Source organism: Stenotrophomonas sp. TWI819 (genome assembly GCF_039673075.1).
GTDB lineage: Bacteria > Pseudomonadota > Gammaproteobacteria > Xanthomonadales > Xanthomonadaceae > Stenotrophomonas > Stenotrophomonas rhizophila_B.
This window is the reverse complement of record NZ_JBDJKY010000002.1, coordinates 401,063-423,094: the sequence shown is the minus strand read 5'-3', so window position 1 is coordinate 423,094 and position 22,032 is coordinate 401,063. Positions and strand designations below refer to the sequence as shown.

Genomic DNA, 22,032 nt, shown 5'->3' with positions numbered 1-22,032 from the left:
GCCGGTTTCGGTTCACCCCCATGTCGCGCAGATGCACCCGCGGGGTGCGTCGACGCTGCCCCCTTGCCTGATTCAAGGAGTTTTTCGATGTTGGATGCCAACCTCCAGTCCCAGCTGAAGACCTATCTGGAACGTGTCACCCGTCCGATCCAGATCACGGCGCACGTGGATGACGGCGCCAAGTCGCAGGAAATGCTCGAGCTGCTCAACACGCTGACCACGCTCTCCACGCAGATCAGCCTGGACGTGCGTCGCGACAGCAACGCGCGTACGCCCTCCTTCGCACTGACCACGCCGGGCCAGGACATCCATCTGGTATTCGCGGGCCTGCCGATGGGCCATGAGTTCACCTCGCTGGTGCTGGCGTTGCTGCAGGTGGGTGGTCACCCCTCCAAGGCCACCGCCGAGCTGATCGAGCAGGTGCGCAACCTGGAGGGCGACTACCGGTTCGAAACCTACTTCTCGCTGTCCTGCCAGAACTGCCCGGACGTGGTCCAGGCACTGAACCTGGCGGCGGTGCTGAACCCGCGCATCCAGCACGTCGCGATCGACGGGGGCCTGTTCCCGGCCGAGGTCGAAGCGCGCCAGATCATGTCCGTGCCGACCGTGTACCTCAACGGCGAGGTATTCGATCAGGGCCGCATGACGCTGGAGCAGATCGTGGCCAAGCTGGACACCGGTGCGTCCAAGCGCGATGCCGAAAAGCTGAGCACCAAGGCCCCGTTCGATGTGCTGGTGGTGGGCGGTGGTCCGGCCGGCGCGGCCGCGGCGATCTATGCCGCACGCAAGGGCATCCGTACCGGTGTTGCCGCTGAACGTTTCGGTGGCCAGGTGCTGGATACGATGGCGATCGAGAACTTCATCTCCGTCAAGGAGACCGAAGGTCCGAAGCTGGCTGCCGCGCTGGAGCAACACGTGCGCGAGTACGAGGTGGACATCATGAACCTGCAGCGCGCCACCGCGCTGGTGCCGGCCGGCGATGACGGCCTGGTCGAGATCAAACTGGAGAACGGCGCGTCGCTGAAGTCGCGTTCGGTGATCCTGTCCACCGGTGCGCGCTGGCGCCAGATGAACGTGCCCGGCGAAGATCAGTACCGCAACAAAGGCGTGGCGTACTGCCCGCATTGCGATGGCCCGTTGTTCAAGGGCAAGCGCGTGGCGGTGATCGGCGGTGGCAACTCCGGCGTGGAAGCGGCGATCGATCTGGCGGGTCTGGTGACGCATGTGACCCTTCTGGAATTTGATGACAAACTGCGGGCCGATGAAGTACTGCAGAAGAAGCTGCGCAGTCTGGGCAACGTCACCATCATCACCAGCGCCCTGACCCAGGAAGTGCTGGGCGATGGCCAGAAGGTGACGGGCCTGGTCTACCAGGACCGCGTCGGGGGCGATTCGCACCGGGTGGAACTGGAAGGCATCTTCGTGCAGATCGGTCTTCTGCCGAATACCGAATGGTTGAAGGACACGGTGGCGCTGTCACCGCGTGGCGAGATCCTGATCGACGACCGCGGCCAGACCAGCGTGCCGGGTGTCTTCGCCGCAGGCGATTGCACGACCGTTCCGTACAAGCAGATCGTCATCGCGATGGGCGCCGGTTCCACTGCGGCACTGAGCGCCTTTGATCACCTGATCCGCACCTCCGTTCCCAAGAGCAGCGGCGCTGTCGCCGAAGCTGCCTGAAACGTCCGGTTCCCGGTTCGCCGGGAGCCCTGTCTGTCTGCTGGGTAAGCCACGCCATCACCCGGTCCATTACCGTGAGAGGTCCAAGGAAATGAACCTACGTGATTTGAAGTATCTGGTGGCGCTGGCCGACCACCGCCATTTCGGCAAGGCGGCTGCCGCCTGCTTCGTCAGCCAACCCACCCTGTCCACCCAGATCCGCAAGCTCGAGGACGAGCTGGGTCTGCCGCTGGTGGAGCGCGCACCGCGCAAGGTCATGCTGACCCCGGCCGGGGTGGAAGCCGCCGCGCGTGCCCGCACCATCGTGGCCGAGGTCGAGCAGATGAAGGAAGCGGCGCGGCGCAGCCGCGATCCGGAAGCCGGCACGGTGCGGCTGGGGATCTTCCCCACGCTGGGGCCGTACCTGTTGCCGCATGTGATCCCCAACATCCGCGAACGCTTCCCGCAGCTGGAGCTGCTGCTGGTCGAGGAAAAGAGCGACGAGCTGCTGGCGCGACTGCGCGAAGGCAAGCTGGATGCGGCGTTGTTGGCGCTGCCGCTGGACGATGACCAGCTGCATGCGGAATTCCTGTTCGAGGAGCCCTTCCTGCTGGCCGTGTCCGGGCAGCATCCGCTGGCACGCCGCCAGCATCTGGACGTGCAGGAGTTGTCCTCGCAGAAACTGCTGCTGCTCGAAGACGGGCATTGCCTGCGCGACCAGGCGTTGGCGGTCTGCCGGCTGTTCGGCGCCAACGAAAAATCCGAGTTCCGCGCGACCAGCCTGGAAACGCTGCGGCAGATGGTGGCCGCCGATGTGGGCATCACCTTGCTGCCGACGCTCTCGGTCAAGCCGCCGGTGCCGCGTTCGGAGAACATCCGCCTGCTGGACTTCAGCGGCGATGACCGCCCCAGCCGCCGCATCGCGATGGCCTGGCGACGCAGTTCGGCGATGACCGGCTTCCTGGAGCAGCTGGCCCAACAGTTCAAACGACTGCCGCAGGGCCTGTTTGCGTTGGAAACCACCGATGTCCCTGGTGCCGGTGAGACACGCAGCGCCCGCGCAGGCTGAGCCGGACTGAACCGTCCGGCGGGGCCGATACGCCGGACGGGTCGCATCCGCCTACGATTGTCAGCACAATAGAACGAGGCGGTGCCAGCAGGCGCCGCCTTTTTACTGGGTCTTCCACACACGCAAGGAGCTACACCATGTCCACTTCCAGCGGACTGCCCCCTTCGATCATCGTTTCAAGCCACGACATGGACCGCCTGGATGCCATGCTCGAATCCCCCGCCGTAGCGCAGACGCCTGCCGCGCTCGCCCTGGCCCAGGAACTCAACCGTGCGACCGTTGTGGCGCCGGACGCGATGCCCGAGGGCACCGTCATGATGCATTCGCGCGTGGAATGCGAAGATGAGCTGCAGAACGAGAAACACGTGCTGACGCTGGTCTATCCGCGCGAAGCCGATGTTGAACAGGGCAAGGTCTCGATCCTTGCACCGGTGGGCACCGCCCTGCTGGGCCTGTCGGTTGGCCAGACCATGGACTGGGACGCGCCGGGTGGCCGTAAGCTGCGCCTGCGCGTGACCGCCGTTCACCACGCGTCTCACGCCTGACCCCTGCCTGCTGCGATCCGCGCAGGCTCCACCGTTCGTACCAGGAGTTGCAATGAGCACCGTTTCGCCGTCAAAACTCTCCCAGTTGCGTGATCTGTCCGTGGTAGTTGCCGATACCGGCGATGTCGAGGCGATCAAGCGTTTGAAGCCGGTCGATTGCACGACCAATCCCACCTTGGTGAAGAAGGCGCTGGATCTGCCGGTGTACGCCGATCTGATCGAGAACGCGCTGGCCTGGGGTCGTGAGCAGGCGGGTGAGCGCGAGACCATCGTGCACGCGGTGGCCGATCGGCTGACCGTGGGCGTGGGCACGCTGCTCAGTACGCTGGTGCCGGGCCGTGTCTCGACCGAGGTCGATGCGGACCAGGCCCACGATACGGCGGCGACGGTTGCCAAGGCGCGCCAGTTCATCGCGATGTACGAGGCGGCCGGTGTGCCGCGCAGCAAGGTGCTGATCAAGATCGCGGCGACCTGGGAAGGCGTGGACGCGGCGCGTCAGCTGCAGGCCGAGGGGATCGACTGCAACCTGACGCTGATCTTCAATCCGACCCAGGCCTTGGCGTGCAGCGAGGCCGGGGCGTTCCTGATTTCGCCGTTCGTGGGCCGCATCCTGGATTGGTACGTGGCCAACGGGCAGGCGCCGGCTACCATCGATGAAGACCCGGGTGTGGTGTTCGTGCGCGGCGTGTATGCCGAGTTCAAGCGCCGCGGTTCGCCGACGGTGGTGATGGGCGCGTCGTTCCGTTCGACGGCGCAGATCGAGGCGCTGGCGGGCTGCGATCGTCTGACGATTTCGCCGGATCTGCTGGAAAAGCTGGACGCCGATCACGGTGCGCTGCCGCGCAGGCTGGTGGCCGGTGCGGCCGAGCCTGTGCAGGTGACGCCGATCGATGGGGCGCGGTTTGCGGCGGATCTGGCGGCCGATCCGATGGCGACGGAGAAGCTGGCGAGCGGTATCGATGCGTTCGCCAAGGATCTGGAGGCGTTGCGGCAGACGATCCGCGAGCGGTTGTAAGCGCTGGCGGTTGGATGGCTGCACGAAAAAAGGCCCCGCTCATGCGGGGCCTTTTGTTTTTGGCGCGTACGGCTGGTGCGTTGGGGAGAGCAGTAGCGCGGCGAGCCTAGGGCTGTCTGCTGGACCTGGTAGAGCCGACCGTTGGTCGGCTTTCTCCGTTGTCAGGCGTCCACGCCGATGGGGCAGCTGACGCCGGTGCCGCCGATGCCGCAGTAGCCGTTGGGGTTCTTGGCAAGGTACTGCTGGTGGTAGTCCTCGGCGTAGTAGTACTCGGGCGCGGGGAAGACGATATCGGTGGTGATGGGGCCGTAACCGCTGTCGTTGAGGCGCTGCTGGTAGGCGTCGCGGCTGGTCAGGGCGGCGTCGTGCTGGGCCTGGGTGGTGGCGTGGATCGCGGAGCGGTACTGGGTGCCGGTGTCGTTGCCCTGGCGCATGCCCTGGGTGGGGTCATGGCTTTCCCAGAAAACCTGGAGGAGGCGTTCGAGGGGGACGATGGCCGGGTCGTAGACGACCTCGACGATTTCAGTGTGCCCGGTGAGGCCGGAGCAGACTTCTTCGTAGGTGGGGTTCGGGGTGACGCCGCCGGCGTAGCCGACCGAGGTCGAGTAGACGCCGGGGATGGTCCAGAATTTGCGCTCCGCGCCCCAGAAACAGCCCATCGCGAAGCGGATGCGCGCCAGGCCGGTGAAGCTGTCCTTGAGCGGGTGGCTGTTGACGTAATGCTGGTTGTGCAGCAACGGCAAGGGCTGCTCGCGGCCGGGCAACGCTTCTTCCGGGCGCGGCAGGCGCTGCTTGAAGGCGCCGATGCCCAACAGACCGTTTCCAATACCCAACATGGCGTTCTCCTAGGCCGGCGACAGGCCGGCGTTTTCGTCTCCGTCCCATATGGGGTCGTCCGGGGCCGCGCCCAAGTCCAGCTGGGCGACGATGCCTTCCGCTTCAGGACGGGCCAGATCGGGGACGCACACGCGCAGGACGCCGAACAGCGGGAGCTCGCCCATGCCGCCCAGCAGCGATTCGCCGAAGACGAAGGCGGGGATGCCGGCGTCCTCCAGGGCGTGCTTGACCAGATGGGCGTCGAACAGGTTGTCGGCCTGGTAGATCACATGCATGGGGCGGCTCCGGAGGACATGGGCCCAGCATACGCCCGGGGGCTGAAGGCGTGCCGACCCACGCGGCCGGGCAAGCCCACCCCCGACAGGCTAAACTGTTGGTCTTTCTGCCTTTTAACTGCGACCGCGCATCATGTCCGAGTCTACCGCCGCCCCCACCGACGCCCTTCCGGAAACCCAGGAAAAACGGGATTTCATCCGTCAGATCGTCCGCGAGGACCTGGCCGGCGGCAAGCATGCCGCGATCAAGACGCGCTTCCCGCCCGAGCCCAATGGCTACCTGCATATCGGCCATGCCAAGTCGATCTGCCTGAACTTCGGCATCGCCGGTGAGTTCAACGGTGTGTGCAACCTGCGCTTCGACGACACCAACCCGGCCAAGGAAGATCCGGAGTACGTGGCCGCGATCCAGGATGACGTGCGCTGGCTGGGCTTTGAGTGGAACGAGCTGCGCCATGCCTCGGATTACTTCGATGCCTATTACCTGGCCGCGCAGAAGCTGATCACCGATGGCAAGGCGTATGTGTGCGACCTGTCGGCCGAGGAAGTGCGCGCCTACCGCGGCACCCTGACCGAGCCGGGCCGTCCGTCGCCGTTCCGCGACCGCAGCGTCGAAGAAAACCTGGATCTGTTCCGCCGCATGCGCGCGGGCGAGTTCCCGGATGGTGCGCGCACCGTGCGCGCCAAGATCGACATGGCCAGCGGCAACATCAACCTGCGCGACCCGGCGCTGTACCGGATCAAGCACGTCGAACACCAGAACACCGGCAACGCATGGCCGATCTACCCGATGTACGACTTCGCGCATGCACTGGGCGATTCCATCGAGGGCATCACCCATTCGCTGTGCACGCTGGAGTTCGAAGACCACCGCCCGCTGTACGACTGGTGCGTGGACAACGTCGATTTCGCCCACCACGATGCGCTGACCCAGCCGCTGGTCGATCGCGGCCTGCCGCGTGAAGCCGCCAAGCCGCGCCAGATCGAATTCTCGCGGTTGAACATCAACTACACGGTGATGAGCAAGCGCAAGCTGATGGCGCTGGTCACCGAGCAGCTGGTGGATGGCTGGGAAGACCCGCGCATGCCGACCCTGCAGGGCCTGCGTCGCCGTGGCTATACCCCGGCGGCGATGCGCCTGTTCGCCGAACGCGTGGGCATCAGCAAGCAGAACTCGCTGATCGATTTCAGCGTGCTCGAAGGCGCGCTGCGCGAAGACCTCGACAGTGCCGCCGCGCGCCGCATGGCCGTGGTCGACCCGGTCAAGCTGGTGCTGACCAATCTGCCCGAAGGCCACGAAGAAACCCTGACCTTCTCCAACCACCCCAAGGACGAGGCGTTCGGGACCCGCGAAGTGCCGTTCGCACGCACGCTGTGGATCGAGCGCGAGGATTTCGCTGAAGTCCCGCCGAAGGGCTGGAAGCGCCTGGTGCCGGGCGGCGAAGTGCGCCTGCGCGGCGCCGGCATCATCCGCTGCGATGAGGTGATCAAGGATGCCGAGGGCACCATCACCGAACTGCGCGGCTGGCTGGATCCGGAATCGCGCCCGGGCATGGAAGGCGCCAACCGCAAGGTCAAGGGCACCATCCATTGGGTCAGCGCCGTGCACGCAGTGCCGGCCGAGATCCGCCTGTACGACCGTCTGTTCTCGGTGGCCAACCCCGACGACGAATCCGAGGGCAAGACCTACCGCGATTACCTTAATCCGGACTCGCGCCGCACTGTTACCGGCTATGTCGAACCGGCCGCGGCCACCGCCGCGCCGGAACAGTCGTTCCAGTTCGAGCGGACCGGCTACTTCGTCGCTGATCGCCGCGATCACACCGCGGCCAAGCCGGTGTTCAACCGCAGCGTGACCCTGCGCGATACCTGGTCGGCGTAAGCTGCACCCGGCCGGTGCCAGGCACCGGCCGCCCGATGTCACCTACGCAGCCCTGCCATGGCAGGGCCTGCGCTCCAGTTCCCCTGCGACCGGCGCAGCCCTGCGCCGGCGTGCGCGTGGCCGTGTTCAGCGCGGGCACGGCATCCCTGGGCGCGGCCCGATACACTGCCGCTGCGCCATCTTTGAAGAGGTTCATGTCCCGATGCTGTACGCGCAAGTCCATCTCACCCTGCCCGCCTGGATCCACGACCAGATCGATCTGGGCCGTGTCTATCCCGAGGATGCCGACAAGGTCGCGCTGGCGATCGAACTGTCGCGCCTGAATGTCGAGGCGCAGACCGGCGGCCCCTTCGGCGCCGTGGTGTTTGGCCCGGATCATCGTGTGATCGCCGCCGGCGTGAACCGCGTGGTCCCGCATACGACCTCGCTGGCGCATGCCGAAAACATGGCCTACATGCTGGCCCAGCAGCGCCTGCAGACCCCGCGCCTGAACGATGTGCTGTCGCCGATCACCCTGGCGACCTCCTCGCAGCCGTGCTGCCAGTGCTACGGCGCCACCATCTGGGCCGGTATCGATCGGCTGCTGATCGGTGCCAGCGCGCAGGACGTGGAAGAACTCACCCCGTTCGACGAGGGTCCGCTGCCGGCGGACTGGATCGGCGAACTCAACACGCGTGGCATCGAGGTCGTGCGCGACATCGAGCGCGACGCTGCACGCGCGGTCCTGCGCCAGTACGGAGAGATCAACGGTGCCCATTACTGATATCCGCGCTTCGGGCGCGATGCGATGAGCGGCCTGCTGTGTCTGTGCCGCCAGGGCTTTGAACCGGAACTGGCCGCCGAGCTGTCCGAGCGCGCGGCGTATGCCAACGTGGCCGGCTATGCGCGCACCCAGCGCAATGACGGCTACGTGGTGTTCGTCACCGAGGAAGGCGCGGCGCTGTCCAAGGCCCTGTCCTGGCGCTCGCTGATCTTCGCCCGGCAGAAGCTGCAGGTGCTGGCCGAACTGCCGCAGCTCGATGCCGCCGACCGCATCACCCCGATCATTGCCGCGCTTCAGGGCCAGCAACGCTTCGGCGACATGTGGGTCGAGCATCCGGACTCGGACGAAGGCAAGCCGCTGGCCGGCCTGGCCCGCGCGTTCGGCAATGCGCTGCGCCCGGCACTGCGCAAGGCCGGCCTGCTGACCGACAAGCCCAACACCGGCCTGCCGCGCCTGCACATCGTGTTCGTCGATGGTCGCCATGCCTTTGTGTGCGTGGCCGATACCCGTGACAGCGCGCCGTGGCCGCTGGGCATCCCGCGCCTGAAGCTGCTGCCGGATGCGCCTTCGCGCTCGGCGCTGAAGCTGGACGAAGCCCTGCTCACCCTGATGACGCCGGAAGAGCGCGAGCTGCTGGTCAAGCCGGGCATGCGCGCGGCCGATCTGGGCGCCGCACCGGGCGGCTGGACGTGGGTATTGACCCGTCAGCACGTGAAGGTGATCAGCGTGGACAACGGCCCGCTGCGCGAACACGTGCTGGAAACCGGCCTGGTGGAACATCTGCGCGCCGACGGCTTCCACTGGCAGCCGGAGACGCCGCTGGACTGGATGGTCTGCGACATGGTGGAACAGCCGCGCCGCGTGGCCGAGCGCATGGCCACCTGGTTCCGCGAGGGCTGGTGCAAGCACGCGATCTTCAACCTCAAGCTGCCGATGAAAAAGCGCTGGGATGAAACCCGCCTGTGCCTGGAGCTGTTCCAGGAACAGGCCGGCAAACCGCTGCACCTGCGCGCCAAACAGCTGTATCACGACCGCGAAGAAATCACGGTGCTGGCCTCGCCGCTGCGCTGACCCAGGCGCAGCACCGGTAGCGCCGGGCCATGCCCGGCTGGCCGCGCAACGCGCGGCAATGATCCAAGCACGCGCCGGGCACCCGGCGCCCCACCTCAGATATACGGAGTTTCCATGCGACGCCGATCCAGCCTCACCCTGCTGCTGACGTTGCTGCCCACGCTTGCCCTGGCCCAGGTCCGCACGCCGCCTCCGGCGGTCAGCGAACCGCTGCGCGAGGTGCCGGCCAGCGTGCGCGCGCAGCCGCTCTCGCAGGGTGAGGTGACCCATCAGGTGACGCTGGCCGCACCGGCCGGCGAAGCCGCGGTGACGGTGCGTTCGGTGCAGCCGGTGAGCGTGGTCGGTCAGTACCGCATCGCGTTCGCGGCACTGGATGTCGACGGCGACGGATTCATCAGCCGCGCCGAGGCGCAGGCCAACCCGACACTGGCCGATGAATTCAACGCGCTGGACGTGAAGCGGCGCGGCACGCTGGACCGCGCCGATCTGGCCGGCTGGCTGATCGACTGAGCGCGCCGGTCACAACCCCGCCGCGCGCTTCCAGAACATCGATACCAGCGGCGGCAGCTTGCCGGCGCAGCCCAGCGCGCGACCGCGCGCCAGGGTCAGGTGCATCTCATCATTGGAGAACACCGTGTTGATCGCATCGAAACTGTACGCAGCGACGGTGTTTTCACTGCGGCGTTCGCGTGCCCAGCGCTGCAGGCGGTGCGGTGACATCCAGTCCTGGCGGCGCTGCTGGGCGGCCAGCACCATCGTCCGCAACGCGGCGACATCGCGCAGGCCGAGATTGACGCCCTGCCCGGCCAACGGATGCACCACATGGGCCGCATCACCGAGCGCGAGCACGCGGCCAGCGACGTAGCCGGTCGCCAATTGGCGGCGCAGCGGGAAGGCCGCGCGCTTGGAGGCCAGGGTCATCGCGCCCAAGCGGCCGGCGAAGGCGTTGGTGAGTTCGTGGCCGAACGCTGCATCCTCCAGTGCCAGCACACGCTCGGCCTCGGCCTCGGGCAGCGTCCACACGATCGAACTGCGCTGCGCGCTGATCGGCAGCACCGCCAGTGGCCCGGTGACCAGGAAGCGCTGCCACGCGGTGGCTTCATTGTTCTTTTCAGTATCCACGTAGGCAACCACGCCACGCTGGGCGTAGTCATGCCGGCTGACCTCCAGGCCCGCCAGTCGGCGCAGGGTGGATTCGGCACCGTCGGCGGCGATCGCCAGCGAGGCCTCCAGCCGACGGCCGTCGTCCAGGCGCAGGCGCACCCCGTTGGCGTCCTGCTCCAGCGCTTCCACCCGCGCCGGGCAGCACAGCTGCACGCCGGCCGCGGGCAGCGCCGCCCACAGGCGGTCCACCAGCAGATCGTTCTCGACGATCCAGCCCAGTTGTTCACGGCCGAGCGTATCGGCATCGAAACGCAGTTCATCGCCGCCGGCCGCATCCCAGACCCGCATCCGGCGGTAGGCACAGGCACGCGCGGCAGTCACCGCCGGCCACACGCCGAGCGCGGCCAGCAGCTGGGCGTTGTCCGGCGCGAACGCATACACGCGCAGATCCGGCTGCTGCGGCTGCCAGGCGGCCGGCTCGCGGCCTTCAACAAGCGTCACCGACAGCCCGGCATCGGCCAGGGCCAGGGCACAGGCCGCGCCGACCACGCCGCCGCCGACCACCACCACATCCTGCGGACGCCGGCTCACAGGCCCGCTCCGCGGCACAGCGCCGGCACCTGGCCGCGGAAGCCCATCGCGCCACCCACCAGCATCGACTGCATCGGCGTGGCCTGTGCCGCCAACAACCCAAGCGACCGCAGCGGCCGCATCAGCGGTGCCGGGTTGCTGGTCAATCGCGCCAGCCCACCGGAGAAGGCGATGGTCTGCTCGCGGTCTTCAAGACGCCGTGCCACGTGTTCGCGCAGCAGCGCATCGCTGCCGGCATCGTCGGCGTCGGCCACGAGCTCTGCCAGGGTCAGCGCATCGCGCAGGCCCAGGTTGAAGCCCTGTGCGCCCAGCGGATGGATGGTCTGTGCGGCATTGCCAAGCAGGACGGCACGCTCGCCGACCAATGCCTGCGACAGCACCTGGACCAGCGGGTAGGCGCTGCGCGGCCCGCTCTCCAGCAACCGGCCGGCACGCCAGCCGATCGCACCCTGCAGGCGGCTCACCCACGCCGCATCGTCCAGCGCCATCACTGCCTCGGCCTGGTCGCGGGCGACGCCGTGCACCGCGCCGAAGTGGCGATCGCCACGCGGCAACAACGCGGTCGGGCCGGTGTCGGTGAAGCGCTCGTACGCGGTGCCGTCCGGCGCACGGGCGGCGCGCACCCGCGACACGAACAGGGTCTGCTGAAAATCATGCTCGTCTACGCCGATGCCGAGCGCCTCGCGCACGCCGCTGCGGGTCCCGTCGGCACCGACCACCAGCCGGGCCAGCAGGCAGCGCTCGCCGCCGTCCTCGGCGATGAACACCTGGCGGTAGCCGTCCACCGTGGCGCCCAGGCGCACGAACCGGGCCGGACGGTAGCGGGTCAGGCGGGTCAGCGTCTCCAGCCGCGCCTCCAGCGCCTGACCGAAATCACGGGCGACCACCACCTGGCCGAACCAGGGCCGTTGGTACTGCGCGGCCTCCATCTGCACCCGGCCGAAATCGCCGGCGCGGCTGACATGGATACGGGTGATCGCACCGGGGGCACCGGCCAGCATCTGCATCACGCCCAGCGCGGTCAGCGCATTGACGGTGGCGGCAGCGAAGCTGAGGTTGCGCTGGTCGAACACCGCCGGCAGCGTGCCCAGCGGCGAGGCCTCGACCAGGCCGACATCACGGCCGGCACGGTCCAGGGCAATGGCCAGGCTGGCACCGACCAGCCCGCCGCCTACGATCACTACATCATGTCGTTCACTCATGCCCGCCATGATAAGGGTTCGCCCGTTCCGGCGGCGTGCGGCGGGCTGCCGCAGCAGGCGGTAGAATGAATGCCTGCCCTCACCCGTCACCGCCATGACCTCCACTGCCCAACGCGCCTTTGTCCTGTCCGTGCTCGTGCTGTTGATGGCGGCCACCCGAGTCAACCATTTCGCGGCGATTCCGGATGCCTCCTGGGCGGTGTTCTTCATCGGCGGCTTTTACCTGCGCGCGTGGACCCGCTGGGCGTTCCCGCTGTTGATGGCGCTGGCGGTGCTGGTCGACTGGATCGTGATCCGCCGCAGCGGCCTGGATTTCTGGCAGCACTACTGCGTCTCCCCCGGCTACTGGATGCTGCTCCCGGCGTACTTCGCCATGTGGAGCGGCGGCATGCTCCTGCGCGGCGGCTACCACGGTGCCACCTGGGCCGCGCTGGGCAAGGGCGCCCTGCTGCTGGTCGCGGCGGTCGCGGTCTGCCATCTGTTCGCCCAGGGCGGCTTCTACTGGACCAGCGACAGCGTGGCCGCCCCTACCGTCGATGGCTGGGCGAAAAACTACGGCGACTGGTTCCTGCCCTACCTGCGCACCGCCGCGGTCTATGTCGGCCTGGCCGCCGCCCTGCAGCTGGCGACCGAGCAGGTCGGCAAGCTGCTGCAGGCGCGCCGCGACGTGCTGCACTGAGCGCGGCCGGGCTCGCCGATGGGCAACCGCCTTTCCCGCATCTATACGCGCACCGGTGACGATGGCAGCACCGGCCTGGGCGATGGCAGCCGCGTGGCCAAGGACGATGCCCGCGTGGCCGCCTATGGCACGGTCGATGAGGCCAACTCGGCGCTCGGCGTGCTGTTGGCCGTGCCGCTGCCGGAGGATGTCCGCGCGCTGCTGACGGTGATCCAGCACCAGCTGTTCGATCTGGGCGGCGAGCTGTGCATCCCCGGCCATGCCGCCATCCACGCTGCCGACATCCAGGCACTGGAACAGCAGCTGGACCACTACAACGCCGATCTGCCCGTGCTCAAGGAGTTCATCCTGCCGGCCGGCGGTGAAGCGGCCGCGCGCTGCCACCTGGCCCGCACCATCGTGCGCCGGGCCGAGCGCGAGACGGTCACGCTGGCGCGCCGGGAGACGGTCCGCCCGGAAGCGCTGCATTACCTCAACCGCCTGTCGGACCTGCTGTTCGTGCTCGCGCGCGTGCTGGCCCGCGCCGACGGCCACGGCGAGGTGCTCTGGCGCCACGAGCGCCGCCACGCCTGAACGGCCCTGCCGCCCCACCGGATATTCTGCCCGCATGCTGGTTTTCACCCACCCCGCCTGTCTGCAACACGATCCCGGCCGCGGCCACCCCGAATGCCCGGCCCGCCTGCTGGGGGTGCTGGATGCGCTCAAGGCGGCCTATCCGGACCAGCTGGACTGGCGCGAGGCCCCGCCGGCCAAGCTCGGCGAGCTGGCCCGCGTACACGACAGCGAGCTGATCGATCTGGTGCTCACGCCGCAGACCGAGCCGCTGCGCCTGATCGACATGGACACCATGACCTCGCCCGGCTCGGCCAGCGCGGCCCTGCACGCGGCCGGTGCCGGGGTGGCGGCCGTCGATGCGGTGATGCTCGGCAGTGACCCGGTCGCCTTCTGCGCAGTGCGCCCGCCCGGCCACCACGCCAGTGCCAGCACCGCGATGGGCTTCTGTCTGTTCAACAACATCGCCATCGCCGCGGCCTACGCCCGCGATCGCTACGGGCTGGAACGGATCGCCATCGTCGATTTCGACGTCCACCACGGCAACGGCACCCAGGACATTTTCATCGCCGACCCTGGCGTGGCCTACTACAGCACCCACCAGGCCGGCCTGTTCCCGAATTCCGGCCTGCGCCGCGACCGCGGGGCCGGCAACCTGATGAACATCCTGCTGCCGCCGGGCAGCGGCGGCTTCCGCTTCCGCAACACCTGGGCCGACGAGATGCTGCCGGCCATCGACGATTTCCGGCCCCAGCTGCTGCTGATCTCGGCCGGCTTCGACGCGCACATGCGCGACCCGCAGGCCGACCTCATGCTGGAAACCGAGGATTTCGCCTGGATCACCACCGAGCTGCGTGGCCTGGCCCGGCGCCACGGCGCGGGCCGGATCGTCTCCATGCTGGAAGGCGGCTACGACCTGCAGGCCTTGGCCGAGTGCAGCGTGGCCCACGTCGGGCAGCTGCGCTGAGGCCACCCGGTCCGGGTGGCGAATGAACCCGGCCCCCTGCATCGGCGCGACCTTCATTGCCCCTATGCAAGGGATGGGGCAAGCTACGATCCGTTTTCGCCCGAATCCGATACCGCGTGCGCCGAGCCCTCCGCCTGCTGCCCCTCCCCCTCAGTATCGCCATCTGCCTGCCGGCCCTGGCCGACGACAAGCCGGTGAACTGGGGCCTGTGCCCGGTTACCGACGTGCTGCCCGTGTTCGACGATGCGCCCAAGGCCGACAAAGCCGCGGCCGCGACGCGTGACCAGCAGCCGACCGATATCGAGGGTGACCAACTCACCGGCACCTCCGTGGTGCCCAACTACCAGGGCAACGTCGCGCTCAAGCGCGGTGACCAGTTCCTGGGGACCGACAACCTGAGCTTCGATACCGAGAGCGGCAATTACGTCGCCGAGGGCAACGTCCGCTACCAGGACTCCTCGATCCGGATGAAGGCCCGTCGCGCCGAGGGCAACCAGGAAAGCGACACCCACAAGATCAGCGACATCCAGTACCAGCTGGTGTCCCGCCGCGGCAACGGCGGTGCCGAGTCGATCGACCTGCAGGGTGCGGTCGGCCAGATGCATCGCTCCACGTACACCACCTGCGATCCCTCGCAGCCGGTGTGGAAGCTGTCGGCCCCGCAGATCGAGGTCGATAACGACGCCGGCTTCGGTACCGCACGCAATGCGGTGCTGCGCATCGGCAAGGTGCCGGTGCTGTGGGCGCCGTACTTCAAGTTCCCGATCGATGATCGCCGCCAGACCGGCCTGCTCTACCCGCAGATCGGCCTGTCCGGCCGCAACGGCTTCGACTACACCCAGCCGATCTATCTGAACCTGGCGCCGAACTTCGACGACACCCTGATGCCGCGCTACATGAGCAAGCGCGGCTTCATGCTCGACAACGAGTTCCGGTATCTCTACGACGGTGGGCGCGGCGAGCTGCTGACCGCCTACCTGCCCAACGACAAGCTGCGCGACAAGGATCGCGGCCGCGTGGAGTTTGGCGGGTACCACAACATCAATGCCAACTGGCAGGCCCGTGCGAATCTGGCCTGGGTCAGCGATGAGCGCTATCTGGAGGATTTCTCCAACAAGCTGCTCGGCGTGACCACCTCCAACCTGCAGAGCCAGATCGGCATCTACGGCACCGGCGAGAACTGGACCGGCGGCCTGATGGCCGACTACTGGCAGCTCACCGATTACACGCTGACCGAAACGTCCCTGCCGTATGCCCGCCAGCCGCGCCTGTTCGTCAACTGGGACAAGCCGCTGCTGCCGTGGCTGGAAACCGGCGTGTATGCCGAAGCGGTGAACTTCACGCATCTGGACGTGCACGAGAAGTTCGGCGTGGAACAGGAATACGAGCGCACCGGCGTGTCACGCGCCATGGATGGCGGCTCACGCCTGGACGTCAAGCCGTATGTCTCGATGCCGTTCAGCGGCGCGGCCTGGTATGTCACCCCGACCCTGGCCTACCGCTACACCGGGTATGACCTGGAGCGCGGGCTGGCCGATGACATCCGCCGGCAGAACCTGATCGCGGCCGGTATCGATCCGGCCACCGCCACCCCGGACCAGCTGCGCGGCAACACCTCGCCGAGCCGCAGCCTGCCGATCGGCACGATCGACGCCGGGCTGTTCTTCGACCGCGAGACCACCATCGGCGACACCCGCTTCCTGCATACGCTGGAACCGCGCCTGTTCTACCTGCGTACCCCGTACCGCGACCAGAGCGACCTGCCGGTCTTTGATACGCGCGACTTCACCTTCAGCTGGGGCCAGCTGTTCCGCGATTCGCGCTATTCCGGCGCCGATCGGCAGAACGACGCCAACCAGCTGACCATGGCGCTGAGCACCCGCTTCATCGACCAGGACACCGGCAAAGAGCGCTTCTCCGGCAGCATCGGCCAGATCCTGTACTTCGATGATTCACGGGTCACGCTCAACCGCGGCGAAACCCCGGTCGAGCAGGGCAAGTCGGCCTGGATCGCCGATACGAACTACATGATCAACGACCGCTGGACGCTGGGCGCCACCTACCAGTGGGATCCCAAGTACAAGCGTGAGGACCTGGCCAGCGTGCGTGCGCGCTACCTGATGTCCAACGACGGCATCGTCAACCTGACCTACCGCAGCCGTTTGAATCCGCAGGCGTCGGCCACCGCCGCCCGTCGTGACCGCACCCTGCTGGAGCAGGCCGACCTGTCCTTCCTCTATCCGCTCAACGAGCGCTGGAGCCTGGTCGGTCGCTACTACTACTCCATCCAGGACCGCGCGCCGCTGGAAATCATCGGCGGTGTGCAGTGGGACAGCTGCTGCCTGGCCGTTCGCGCCATCGCCCGCCGCTACGTGCGCAACCGCGAAGGCGAGCTCAACAACTCCTTCCAGATCGAGTTCGTGCTCAAGGGCCTGAGCTCCATCGGCCAGAACACGGACCGCACCTTGCGCCGTGCTATTCTCGGCTACTACCGAGACGACCTCTATCTGGTGCCGCCCAGCAACACCGGTGCGACCCGCGATGACTACGATCCGAATCTGATCCCATGACCAAGACCCTTCCCGTACTCCTTGCCTCCCTGCTGGCGGTCTCCTCCGCGACGGCCCCGTTGCAGGTAATGGCACAGCAGAGCCAGCGTCTGGACCGCATCGCGGCGATCGTCGATGAGGACGTCGTGCTGCAGAGCGAACTGGACCGTGCCGTCCAGAACATCAAAGCGCAGTATGCCGGTCGCGAAAACCAGCTGCCGCCCGATGACGTGCTCAACCGCCAGGTGCTCGAGCGCCTGGTGCTGGTCAAGCTGCAGGTCGCCCGCGCCGAGAGCAGCGGTATCAAGGTCAGCGATCAGGAATTGAACCAGGCCATCAACGCCATCGCCCAGCAGAACGGCTCCACCCTGGATGCCCTGCGCCAGCGGCTGGCCAGCGACGGCTTGGATTTCAACGATTTCCGCAATTCGGTCCGTGACGAGATCACCGTGCAGCGCCTGCGCCAGAGCTTTGCGCAGAGCCGCATCTCGGTCAGCGAAGGCGAAGTGGATGGCGCGCTCAAGCAGCAGGCCACCGTCGGTACCCAGTACCACCTGGCGCACATCCTGATCGGCCTGCCCGAAGGGGCCACCGCCGAGCAGATCACCACCGGCCAGAAGAAGGCCGATGGCGTGAAGGCGCTGCTGGACAAGGGCGAGATCGACTTCAACGCCGCGGCGGTCCGTTATTCGGACAGCCCCAACGCGCTGGAAGGCGGCGACCTGGGCTGGCGTTCGCTGGATGAAATCCCGAATGCGTTCGCGCAGATGATGAAAGAGATGAAGTCCGGCGACGTGGTCGGCCCGCTGCGTGGCCCGAGCGGCTTCCAGCTGCTGAAGCTGGTCGAGGTGCGTGACGCCAATGCCACCGCCGGCGGTGGTCAGAGCATCACCGAGTATCACGCCCGCCACATCCTGGTCCGCATCACCGACCAGCAGGACAACGCCGCGGCCAAGGCCAAGATCGACACCCTGCGCGCCCGCATTGCCGGCGGCGCCGAGTTCGATGCGGTAGCCAAGGAATCCTCGGAAGACAACAACAGCAAGGGCCAGGGCGGCGATCTGGGCTGGTTCCCGGTCGATGCGTTCGGTCCGGACTTCGGCAAGCAGGTTGAAGGTGTCGCCGACGGTGGCGTGAGCCAGCCGTTCCGCACCGATGCCGGCTGGCATATCGTCCAGCGCGTCGCCACGCGCCAGACCGACGCCACCACCGACAACCAGCGCGCCCAGATCCGTGAAACGATCGGCCGTCGCAAGCTGGAGGAAGAGTACAACCGCTTCCTGCAGGAACTGCGTGGCGAAGCCTACGTGGACATGCGCGGCAACACGCCTGCTGGCGCCGCGGCGACCACCCCGCCGCAGTCCTGATCGATGCTCCCGCAGCTCGCGCTGGTCCCGGGCGAGCCGGCGGGGGTCGGCCCGGAGCTTTGCCTCCGTCTGATCCAGCAGCCGCGCACTGATTGCCGGCTGCTCGCGTTCGCCGACCCGGATACCCTGCACGCCGCCGCCGCGGCGCTGTCGCTGCCCCTGCAGCTCCTGCCTGAAGATGCCATCGCCCGCCAGCCGGGCGATCTGCCGTTGCGCGCGATCCCCAATGCCGTGCCGTCGCGCTTCGGCACGCCGGATGCGGCCAACGCCGGGGCGGTGATCGGCGCGCTGCGTCAGGCCGGTCAGGCCTGCCTGTCCGGTGAACTCGCTGGCGTGGTCACCGGCCCGGTGCACAAGGCGGTCATCAACGAGGGCGGCATCGCCTACAGCGGCACCACCGAACTGCTGGCCGACCAGGCCCGCACCCCGGTGGTGATGATGCTGGCCAACGAGATCGTGCGGGTGGCGCTGGCGACCACCCACCTGCCCCTGCGGGCGGTCGCCGATGCGATTACCGCCGATGGCCTGGCGCGGACCCTGCAGATCGTCCACGACGCGCTTCAGCGTGATTTCGGCTTGGCCTCGCCGCGCATCGCCGTGCTCGGGCTCAACCCGCACGCCGGCGAAGACGGCCACCTGGGCCGCGAAGAACTGGACCTGATCATCCCGCTGCTGGCGCGCCTGCGCGCCCGGGGCATGGACCTGGTCGGCCCATTGCCGGCCGACACCGCCTTCCTGCCGGCCAAGCTGGCCGGATTCGACACGGTGCTGGCCATGTACCACGACCAGGGCCTGCCTGTTCTCAAGTACAGCGGCTTCGAGCAGGCCGTCAACATCACCCTGGGCCTGCCCTACCCGCGCGTCGCGGTCGACCATGGCACTGCCCTGGATCTGGCCGGCCGCGGCCTGGCCGACCCTTCCAGCCTCCTCGCTGCCACCGCGCTGTGTGCCCGGCTGGCGCGCCAACGTACACTGGTGCCATGACTTCTTCGTATTCCTCCTCCGGCGCCCCCGGTTTCTCCGGCCCCGCCAAGAAGCAGCTCGGCCAGCACTTCCTCGCCGACCGCAGCTACATCGACAAGATCGTCCTGGCGGTCAGCCCGAAAGACGGCGACCGACTGGTCGAGATCGGCCCGGGCCAGGGCGCGATCACCCTGCCGCTGCTGCGCCGCCACCCGAAGCTGACCGTGATCGAGTTCGATCGGGACCTGGTCGGCCCGCTGGCCGCCGCCGCCGAACCGCTGGGCGAGATGACCATCATCCACCGCGACGTGCTGCAGGTGGACTTCACCGAGCTGGCCGCCGGCAGCCCCATCCGTCTGGTCGGCAACCTGCCCTACAACATCTCCTCGCCGATCCTGTTCCATGCCCTGGACCACGCCGCGGTGATCACCGACATGCACTTCATGCTGCAGAAGGAAGTGGTCGACCGCATGGCCGCCGATCCGGGCAGCAAGGTGTATGGCCGGCTGAGCGTGATGTTGCAGGCGTTCTGCAAGGTGACCTCGCTGTTCGTGGTGCCGCCGGGTGCGTTCCGTCCGCCGCCCAAGGTCGATTCGGCGGTGGTGCGACTGGTCCCGCGGGATCCGGCCACGGTCGGCATTCTGGACCGCAAGCGCTTTGCCCATGTGGTCAAGGCCGCCTTCGGGCAGCGCCGCAAGACCCTGCGCAACGCGCTGCAGAACGTGTGCACGCCCGAACAGTTCGAGGCGGCCGGCGTGCGCAGCGATGCCCGTGCCGAGCAGCTGGACGTGGCGCAGTTCATCGCGCTGGCCAACGTCCCGTACGAGGCTGACGCGCCGCAAGGTTGAGCGCGCCACCTCGTGGCCCTCACCGGCCGCGCGCACGTGGAACCGCCTGACATCCATGACGGGGGCGCTGCCAGCTTGGGCAGCACTCATCTCATCGTGCACAACATTCACTAAACTGCCTGCATGAACGACGCTGCAAACTACGCGATCTCCGTCGAGGTCGCCCCCCGCTTCCTCGATGACCAGTCCACCCCGGAGGACGGCCGCTACGCGTTCGCCTATACGATCCGCATCCTCAACCGGGGCCGCGTCGCGGCACGGCTGGTGGCCCGCCACTGGCAGATCACCGATGCCAATGGCCGCATCGAGCATGTCGATGGCGATGGGGTGATCGGCGAACAGCCGCGGCTGCGCCCCGGTGAAGACTTCCGTTACACCTCCGGTGTCATGCTGGAGACCGAGCACGGCACGATGCAGGGGCACTACGACATGGTGGCCGACGACGGCACCGAGTTCGCCGCCGACATCGCGCCGTTCGTCCTGACCGTTCCGCGCACACTGCACTGATGGAGGCGCACGCATGAGTGTCTGGGCCATCGGCGACCTGCAGGGCTGCTACGACGTCACCCAGCGGTTGCTGGAAAAGATCAAGTTCGACCCCGCCGTCGACAAGCTGTGGTTCTGCGGCGATCTGGTCAACCGCGGTGGGCAGTCGCTGGAAACCCTGCGCCTGGTCCATTCACTGCGCGAGAGCAGCGTGATCGTCCTGGGCAACCACGACCTGTCCCTGCTCGCGGTCGGTGCACGCACCGAGGAAGAGCAGCGCAAGGTCAATCCGGACCTGCTGCGCATCGTGCAGGCCGAGGACCGCGACGAGCTGCTGGACTGGCTGCGTCTGCAGAAGCTGGCCCATGTGGACCGCGAGCTGGGCTGGATGATGATCCACGCCGGGCTGGCCCCGAAGTGGACCACCCAGCTGGCCGAAAAGCATGCCCGCGAGGTCGAGCAGCAGCTGCACGGCAGCGGCTACCGCAAGCTGTTCCGCAACATGTACGGCGACAAGCCCAGCTGGTCCCCCGGGCTGGCCGGCTACGACCGCTCCCGCGCGATCATCAATCTGTTCACCCGGATGCGTTACTGCACCCCGCGGGGCCGGATCGGGATCGAAGACAAGGGCACGCCGGGCACGCAGGAACAGGGCCTGTACCCCTGGTTCGAAGTGCCGGGCCGCGCCGAGCGCGATCTGAAGATCGTCTGCGGGCATTGGTCCGCCCTCGGCCTGACCATCACCCAGGGCGTGCATGCGATCGATACCGGCGCGGTCTGGGGTGGCAAGCTCACCGCACTGCAGCTGGATACCGAAGAACTGCGCGTGGTGCAGGTACCGGGCCGCGATGTGCCCAAGCCGGTGTCCGCACCGCGTCCACCGGCTCGCCGGCCGGCCGCGGAGGGGGGTGCACAGCCGAACGGGCGTCCGCCGCGCCAGGCGCAAGGTCAAGGACGCGACCGTGGCCGTGGTGGTCAGGGCCGACAAGGCGGGGGTGCGAAGCCCGCGCAGAACGCCCAGCCGCAGCACCAGCCGCAGAACACCGACGTCACCAGCGACGCGGAATGATCCGCAGGCCGGTCAGTACGACCGGCCTGCCTGCACCACCGGCTCAGGCGCGGCGGTAATCCACGAAATCGAACGCGAACGCGTGCCGCTCGTCGGCCGCGTGGTGTTCACGCGCCACCTCCACCCACAGCGCCGGATCGACCGGCGGGAAATGGGTATCGGCCGGCACGGTGGTCTGCACCCAGGTCAGGTGCAGATCGGTGGCCTGGGCCATCGCCAGGCGATAGATCTCGCCGCCACCGATGACGCACAGCTCCTCCGCCCCCGCAGCGCGCGCTGCCTGCAGCGCCTGCTCGATCGAGGTCACCGCCTGCATGCCCTCGAAGGGCACCTGCCCGCTGCGGGTCAGCACCAGATTCAACCGGCCCGGCAAGGCACGGCCGAGCGACTGGGCGGTCTTGCGCCCCATCAGGATCGGCTTGCCGACGGTCAGCGCCTTGAAGCGCTTGAGATCGTCCGGCAGCTTCCATGGCAGGTCGTTGTCACGGCCGATGCCGTGGTCGGTATCCAGCGCGGCGATCAGGGAGAGCGTCATGCGC

The 22,032-nt window shown here is 67.7% G+C and carries 22 protein-coding genes; 17 read left to right on the top strand and 5 right to left on the bottom strand.

Features of this window, described 5'->3' with window-relative positions; translation table 11 throughout:
* Positions 1-87: 87 nt before the first annotated feature.
* The 4 genes from ahpF (at position 88) to ABE463_RS04485 (ending at position 4,288) form a co-directional block, all read left to right on the top strand.
* A complete protein-coding gene (ahpF, locus tag ABE463_RS04500; RefSeq protein ID WP_346467390.1) occupies positions 88-1,680 on the top strand; it encodes an alkyl hydroperoxide reductase subunit F in 1,593 nt (530 codons plus the stop codon).
* A gap of 91 nt (positions 1,681-1,771) precedes the next feature.
* Positions 1,772-2,728, top strand: a complete 957-nt coding sequence (gene oxyR, locus ABE463_RS04495; protein WP_123728409.1) for a DNA-binding transcriptional regulator OxyR — start codon at positions 1,772-1,774, stop codon at positions 2,726-2,728.
* A 137-nt stretch (positions 2,729-2,865) separates the two neighbouring features.
* On the top strand, positions 2,866-3,273 hold the full coding sequence (gene rnk, locus ABE463_RS04490; RefSeq protein ID WP_123728408.1) for a nucleoside diphosphate kinase regulator: 408 nt from the start codon (positions 2,866-2,868) through the stop codon (positions 3,271-3,273).
* A 52-nt stretch (positions 3,274-3,325) separates the two neighbouring features.
* Positions 3,326-4,288, top strand: coding sequence for a transaldolase (locus ABE463_RS04485; protein WP_346467389.1), 963 nt, complete (start codon positions 3,326-3,328; stop codon positions 4,286-4,288).
* A gap of 161 nt (positions 4,289-4,449) precedes the next feature.
* Here ABE463_RS04485 and msrA read toward each other — a convergent pair whose 3' ends face one another.
* Together msrA and ABE463_RS04475 are read right to left on the bottom strand one after the other, a co-directional pair.
* Positions 4,450-5,103, bottom strand: coding sequence for a peptide-methionine (S)-S-oxide reductase MsrA (gene msrA / locus ABE463_RS04480; RefSeq protein WP_346467415.1), 654 nt, complete (start codon positions 5,101-5,103; stop codon positions 4,450-4,452).
* A gap of 30 nt (positions 5,104-5,133) precedes the next feature.
* Positions 5,134-5,400, bottom strand: a complete 267-nt coding sequence (locus ABE463_RS04475; protein WP_346467388.1) for a DUF2007 domain-containing protein — start codon at positions 5,398-5,400, stop codon at positions 5,134-5,136.
* Positions 5,401-5,533: 133 nt separating this feature from the next.
* On the opposite strand from ABE463_RS04475, the gene ABE463_RS04470 reads away from it, so the two are divergent.
* From ABE463_RS04470 to ABE463_RS04455, 4 genes are all read left to right on the top strand, one after another.
* Positions 5,534-7,282, top strand: coding sequence for a glutamine--tRNA ligase/YqeY domain fusion protein (locus tag ABE463_RS04470; RefSeq protein WP_346467387.1), 1,749 nt, complete (start codon positions 5,534-5,536; stop codon positions 7,280-7,282).
* Between the two features lie 202 nt (positions 7,283-7,484).
* Positions 7,485-8,045: a nucleoside deaminase gene (locus tag ABE463_RS04465; RefSeq protein WP_282263133.1), complete on the top strand. Its 561-nt coding sequence runs from the start codon at positions 7,485-7,487 to the stop codon at positions 8,043-8,045.
* 24 nt (positions 8,046-8,069) lie between these two features.
* Entirely contained in the window at positions 8,070-9,116 is a 1,047-nt protein-coding gene (rlmM, locus tag ABE463_RS04460) for a 23S rRNA (cytidine(2498)-2'-O)-methyltransferase RlmM (RefSeq protein WP_121042813.1), read from the top strand.
* A gap of 114 nt (positions 9,117-9,230) precedes the next feature.
* The gene (locus ABE463_RS04455; RefSeq protein ID WP_123728402.1) at positions 9,231-9,626 is read left to right on the top strand and encodes an EF-hand domain-containing protein; all 396 of its coding nucleotides are present in this window, start codon (positions 9,231-9,233) and stop codon (positions 9,624-9,626) included.
* Positions 9,627-9,635: 9 nt separating this feature from the next.
* On the opposite strand, the gene ABE463_RS04450 is transcribed toward ABE463_RS04455, so the two are convergent.
* Positions 9,636-10,811, bottom strand: a complete 1,176-nt coding sequence (locus ABE463_RS04450; RefSeq protein ID WP_346467386.1) for a UbiH/UbiF family hydroxylase — start codon at positions 10,809-10,811, stop codon at positions 9,636-9,638.
* A complete protein-coding gene (ubiH, locus tag ABE463_RS04445; protein WP_346467385.1) occupies positions 10,808-12,013 on the bottom strand; it encodes a 2-octaprenyl-6-methoxyphenyl hydroxylase in 1,206 nt (401 codons plus the stop codon). Before ubiH ends, ABE463_RS04450 begins: the two co-directional genes overlap by 4 nt.
* Before the next feature lie 94 nt (positions 12,014-12,107).
* Between ubiH and ABE463_RS04440 the strand changes: the two genes are divergently transcribed.
* From ABE463_RS04440 to ABE463_RS04400, 9 genes are all read left to right on the top strand, one after another.
* Positions 12,108-12,692, top strand: coding sequence for a hypothetical protein (locus ABE463_RS04440; RefSeq protein WP_259261885.1), 585 nt, complete (start codon positions 12,108-12,110; stop codon positions 12,690-12,692).
* Positions 12,693-12,710: 18 nt separating this feature from the next.
* A complete protein-coding gene (locus ABE463_RS04435) occupies positions 12,711-13,265 on the top strand; it encodes a cob(I)yrinic acid a,c-diamide adenosyltransferase (RefSeq protein WP_259261884.1) in 555 nt (184 codons plus the stop codon).
* A gap of 34 nt (positions 13,266-13,299) precedes the next feature.
* On the top strand, positions 13,300-14,211 hold the full coding sequence (locus ABE463_RS04430) for a histone deacetylase family protein (RefSeq protein ID WP_346467384.1): 912 nt from the start codon (positions 13,300-13,302) through the stop codon (positions 14,209-14,211).
* A 116-nt stretch (positions 14,212-14,327) separates the two neighbouring features.
* Positions 14,328-16,781 carry an LPS-assembly protein LptD gene (gene lptD / locus ABE463_RS04425; protein ID WP_346467383.1) on the top strand — a complete coding sequence of 818 codons (2,454 nt, stop codon included), beginning with the start codon at positions 14,328-14,330 and terminating at the stop codon, positions 16,779-16,781.
* On the top strand, positions 16,778-18,127 hold the full coding sequence (locus ABE463_RS04420; protein ID WP_346467382.1) for a peptidylprolyl isomerase: 1,350 nt from the start codon (positions 16,778-16,780) through the stop codon (positions 18,125-18,127). The genes lptD and ABE463_RS04420 overlap by 4 nt, the downstream gene beginning before the upstream one ends.
* Before the next feature lie 3 nt (positions 18,128-18,130).
* Complete coding sequence (gene pdxA / locus ABE463_RS04415; protein WP_346467381.1) at positions 18,131-19,111, top strand: 4-hydroxythreonine-4-phosphate dehydrogenase PdxA; 981 nt, start codon at positions 18,131-18,133, stop codon at positions 19,109-19,111.
* Positions 19,108-19,938, top strand: coding sequence for a 16S rRNA (adenine(1518)-N(6)/adenine(1519)-N(6))-dimethyltransferase RsmA (rsmA, locus tag ABE463_RS04410; protein WP_152154483.1), 831 nt, complete (start codon positions 19,108-19,110; stop codon positions 19,936-19,938). The genes pdxA and rsmA overlap by 4 nt, the downstream gene beginning before the upstream one ends.
* 123 nt (positions 19,939-20,061) lie before the next feature.
* Complete coding sequence (gene apaG, locus ABE463_RS04405; protein ID WP_346467380.1) at positions 20,062-20,445, top strand: Co2+/Mg2+ efflux protein ApaG; 384 nt, start codon at positions 20,062-20,064, stop codon at positions 20,443-20,445.
* A 13-nt stretch (positions 20,446-20,458) separates the two neighbouring features.
* Complete coding sequence (locus tag ABE463_RS04400; protein ID WP_346467379.1) at positions 20,459-21,493, top strand: symmetrical bis(5'-nucleosyl)-tetraphosphatase; 1,035 nt, start codon at positions 20,459-20,461, stop codon at positions 21,491-21,493.
* 43 nt (positions 21,494-21,536) lie between these two features.
* Here the strand turns inward: ABE463_RS04400 and ABE463_RS04395 are convergent, their stop codons facing one another.
* Positions 21,537-22,028, bottom strand: coding sequence for a dihydrofolate reductase (locus ABE463_RS04395; protein ID WP_346467378.1), 492 nt, complete (start codon positions 22,026-22,028; stop codon positions 21,537-21,539).
* Positions 22,029-22,032 lie beyond the last annotated feature (4 nt).

Excerpts from the sequence above, each read along its gene's own strand:
- ahpF (WP_346467390.1), top strand. The coding sequence starts at position 88 with ATGTTGGATGCCAACCTCCAGTCCCAGCTGAAGACCTATCTGGAACGT.
- oxyR (WP_123728409.1), top strand. The coding sequence starts at position 1,772 with ATGAACCTACGTGATTTGAAGTATCTGGTGGCGCTGGCCGACCACCGC.
- rnk (WP_123728408.1), top strand. The coding sequence starts at position 2,866 with ATGTCCACTTCCAGCGGACTGCCCCCTTCGATCATCGTTTCAAGCCAC.
- ABE463_RS04485 (WP_346467389.1), top strand. The coding sequence starts at position 3,326 with ATGAGCACCGTTTCGCCGTCAAAACTCTCCCAGTTGCGTGATCTGTCC.
- ABE463_RS04475 (WP_346467388.1), bottom strand. The coding sequence starts at position 5,400 with ATGCATGTGATCTACCAGGCCGACAACCTGTTCGACGCCCATCTGGTC.
- ABE463_RS04470 (WP_346467387.1), top strand. The coding sequence starts at position 5,534 with ATGTCCGAGTCTACCGCCGCCCCCACCGACGCCCTTCCGGAAACCCAG.
- ABE463_RS04465 (WP_282263133.1), top strand. The coding sequence starts at position 7,485 with ATGCTGTACGCGCAAGTCCATCTCACCCTGCCCGCCTGGATCCACGAC.
- rlmM (WP_121042813.1), top strand. The coding sequence starts at position 8,070 with ATGAGCGGCCTGCTGTGTCTGTGCCGCCAGGGCTTTGAACCGGAACTG.
- ABE463_RS04455 (WP_123728402.1), top strand. The coding sequence starts at position 9,231 with ATGCGACGCCGATCCAGCCTCACCCTGCTGCTGACGTTGCTGCCCACG.
- ubiH (WP_346467385.1), bottom strand. The coding sequence starts at position 12,013 with ATGAGTGAACGACATGATGTAGTGATCGTAGGCGGCGGGCTGGTCGGT.
- ABE463_RS04440 (WP_259261885.1), top strand. The coding sequence starts at position 12,108 with ATGACCTCCACTGCCCAACGCGCCTTTGTCCTGTCCGTGCTCGTGCTG.
- ABE463_RS04435 (WP_259261884.1), top strand. The coding sequence starts at position 12,711 with ATGGGCAACCGCCTTTCCCGCATCTATACGCGCACCGGTGACGATGGC.
- ABE463_RS04430 (WP_346467384.1), top strand. The coding sequence starts at position 13,300 with ATGCTGGTTTTCACCCACCCCGCCTGTCTGCAACACGATCCCGGCCGC.
- ABE463_RS04420 (WP_346467382.1), top strand. The coding sequence starts at position 16,778 with ATGACCAAGACCCTTCCCGTACTCCTTGCCTCCCTGCTGGCGGTCTCC.
- pdxA (WP_346467381.1), top strand. The coding sequence starts at position 18,131 with ATGCTCCCGCAGCTCGCGCTGGTCCCGGGCGAGCCGGCGGGGGTCGGC.
- rsmA (WP_152154483.1), top strand. The coding sequence starts at position 19,108 with ATGACTTCTTCGTATTCCTCCTCCGGCGCCCCCGGTTTCTCCGGCCCC.
- apaG (WP_346467380.1), top strand. The coding sequence starts at position 20,062 with ATGAACGACGCTGCAAACTACGCGATCTCCGTCGAGGTCGCCCCCCGC.
- ABE463_RS04400 (WP_346467379.1), top strand. The coding sequence starts at position 20,459 with ATGAGTGTCTGGGCCATCGGCGACCTGCAGGGCTGCTACGACGTCACC.
- ABE463_RS04395 (WP_346467378.1), bottom strand. The coding sequence starts at position 22,028 with ATGACGCTCTCCCTGATCGCCGCGCTGGATACCGACCACGGCATCGGC.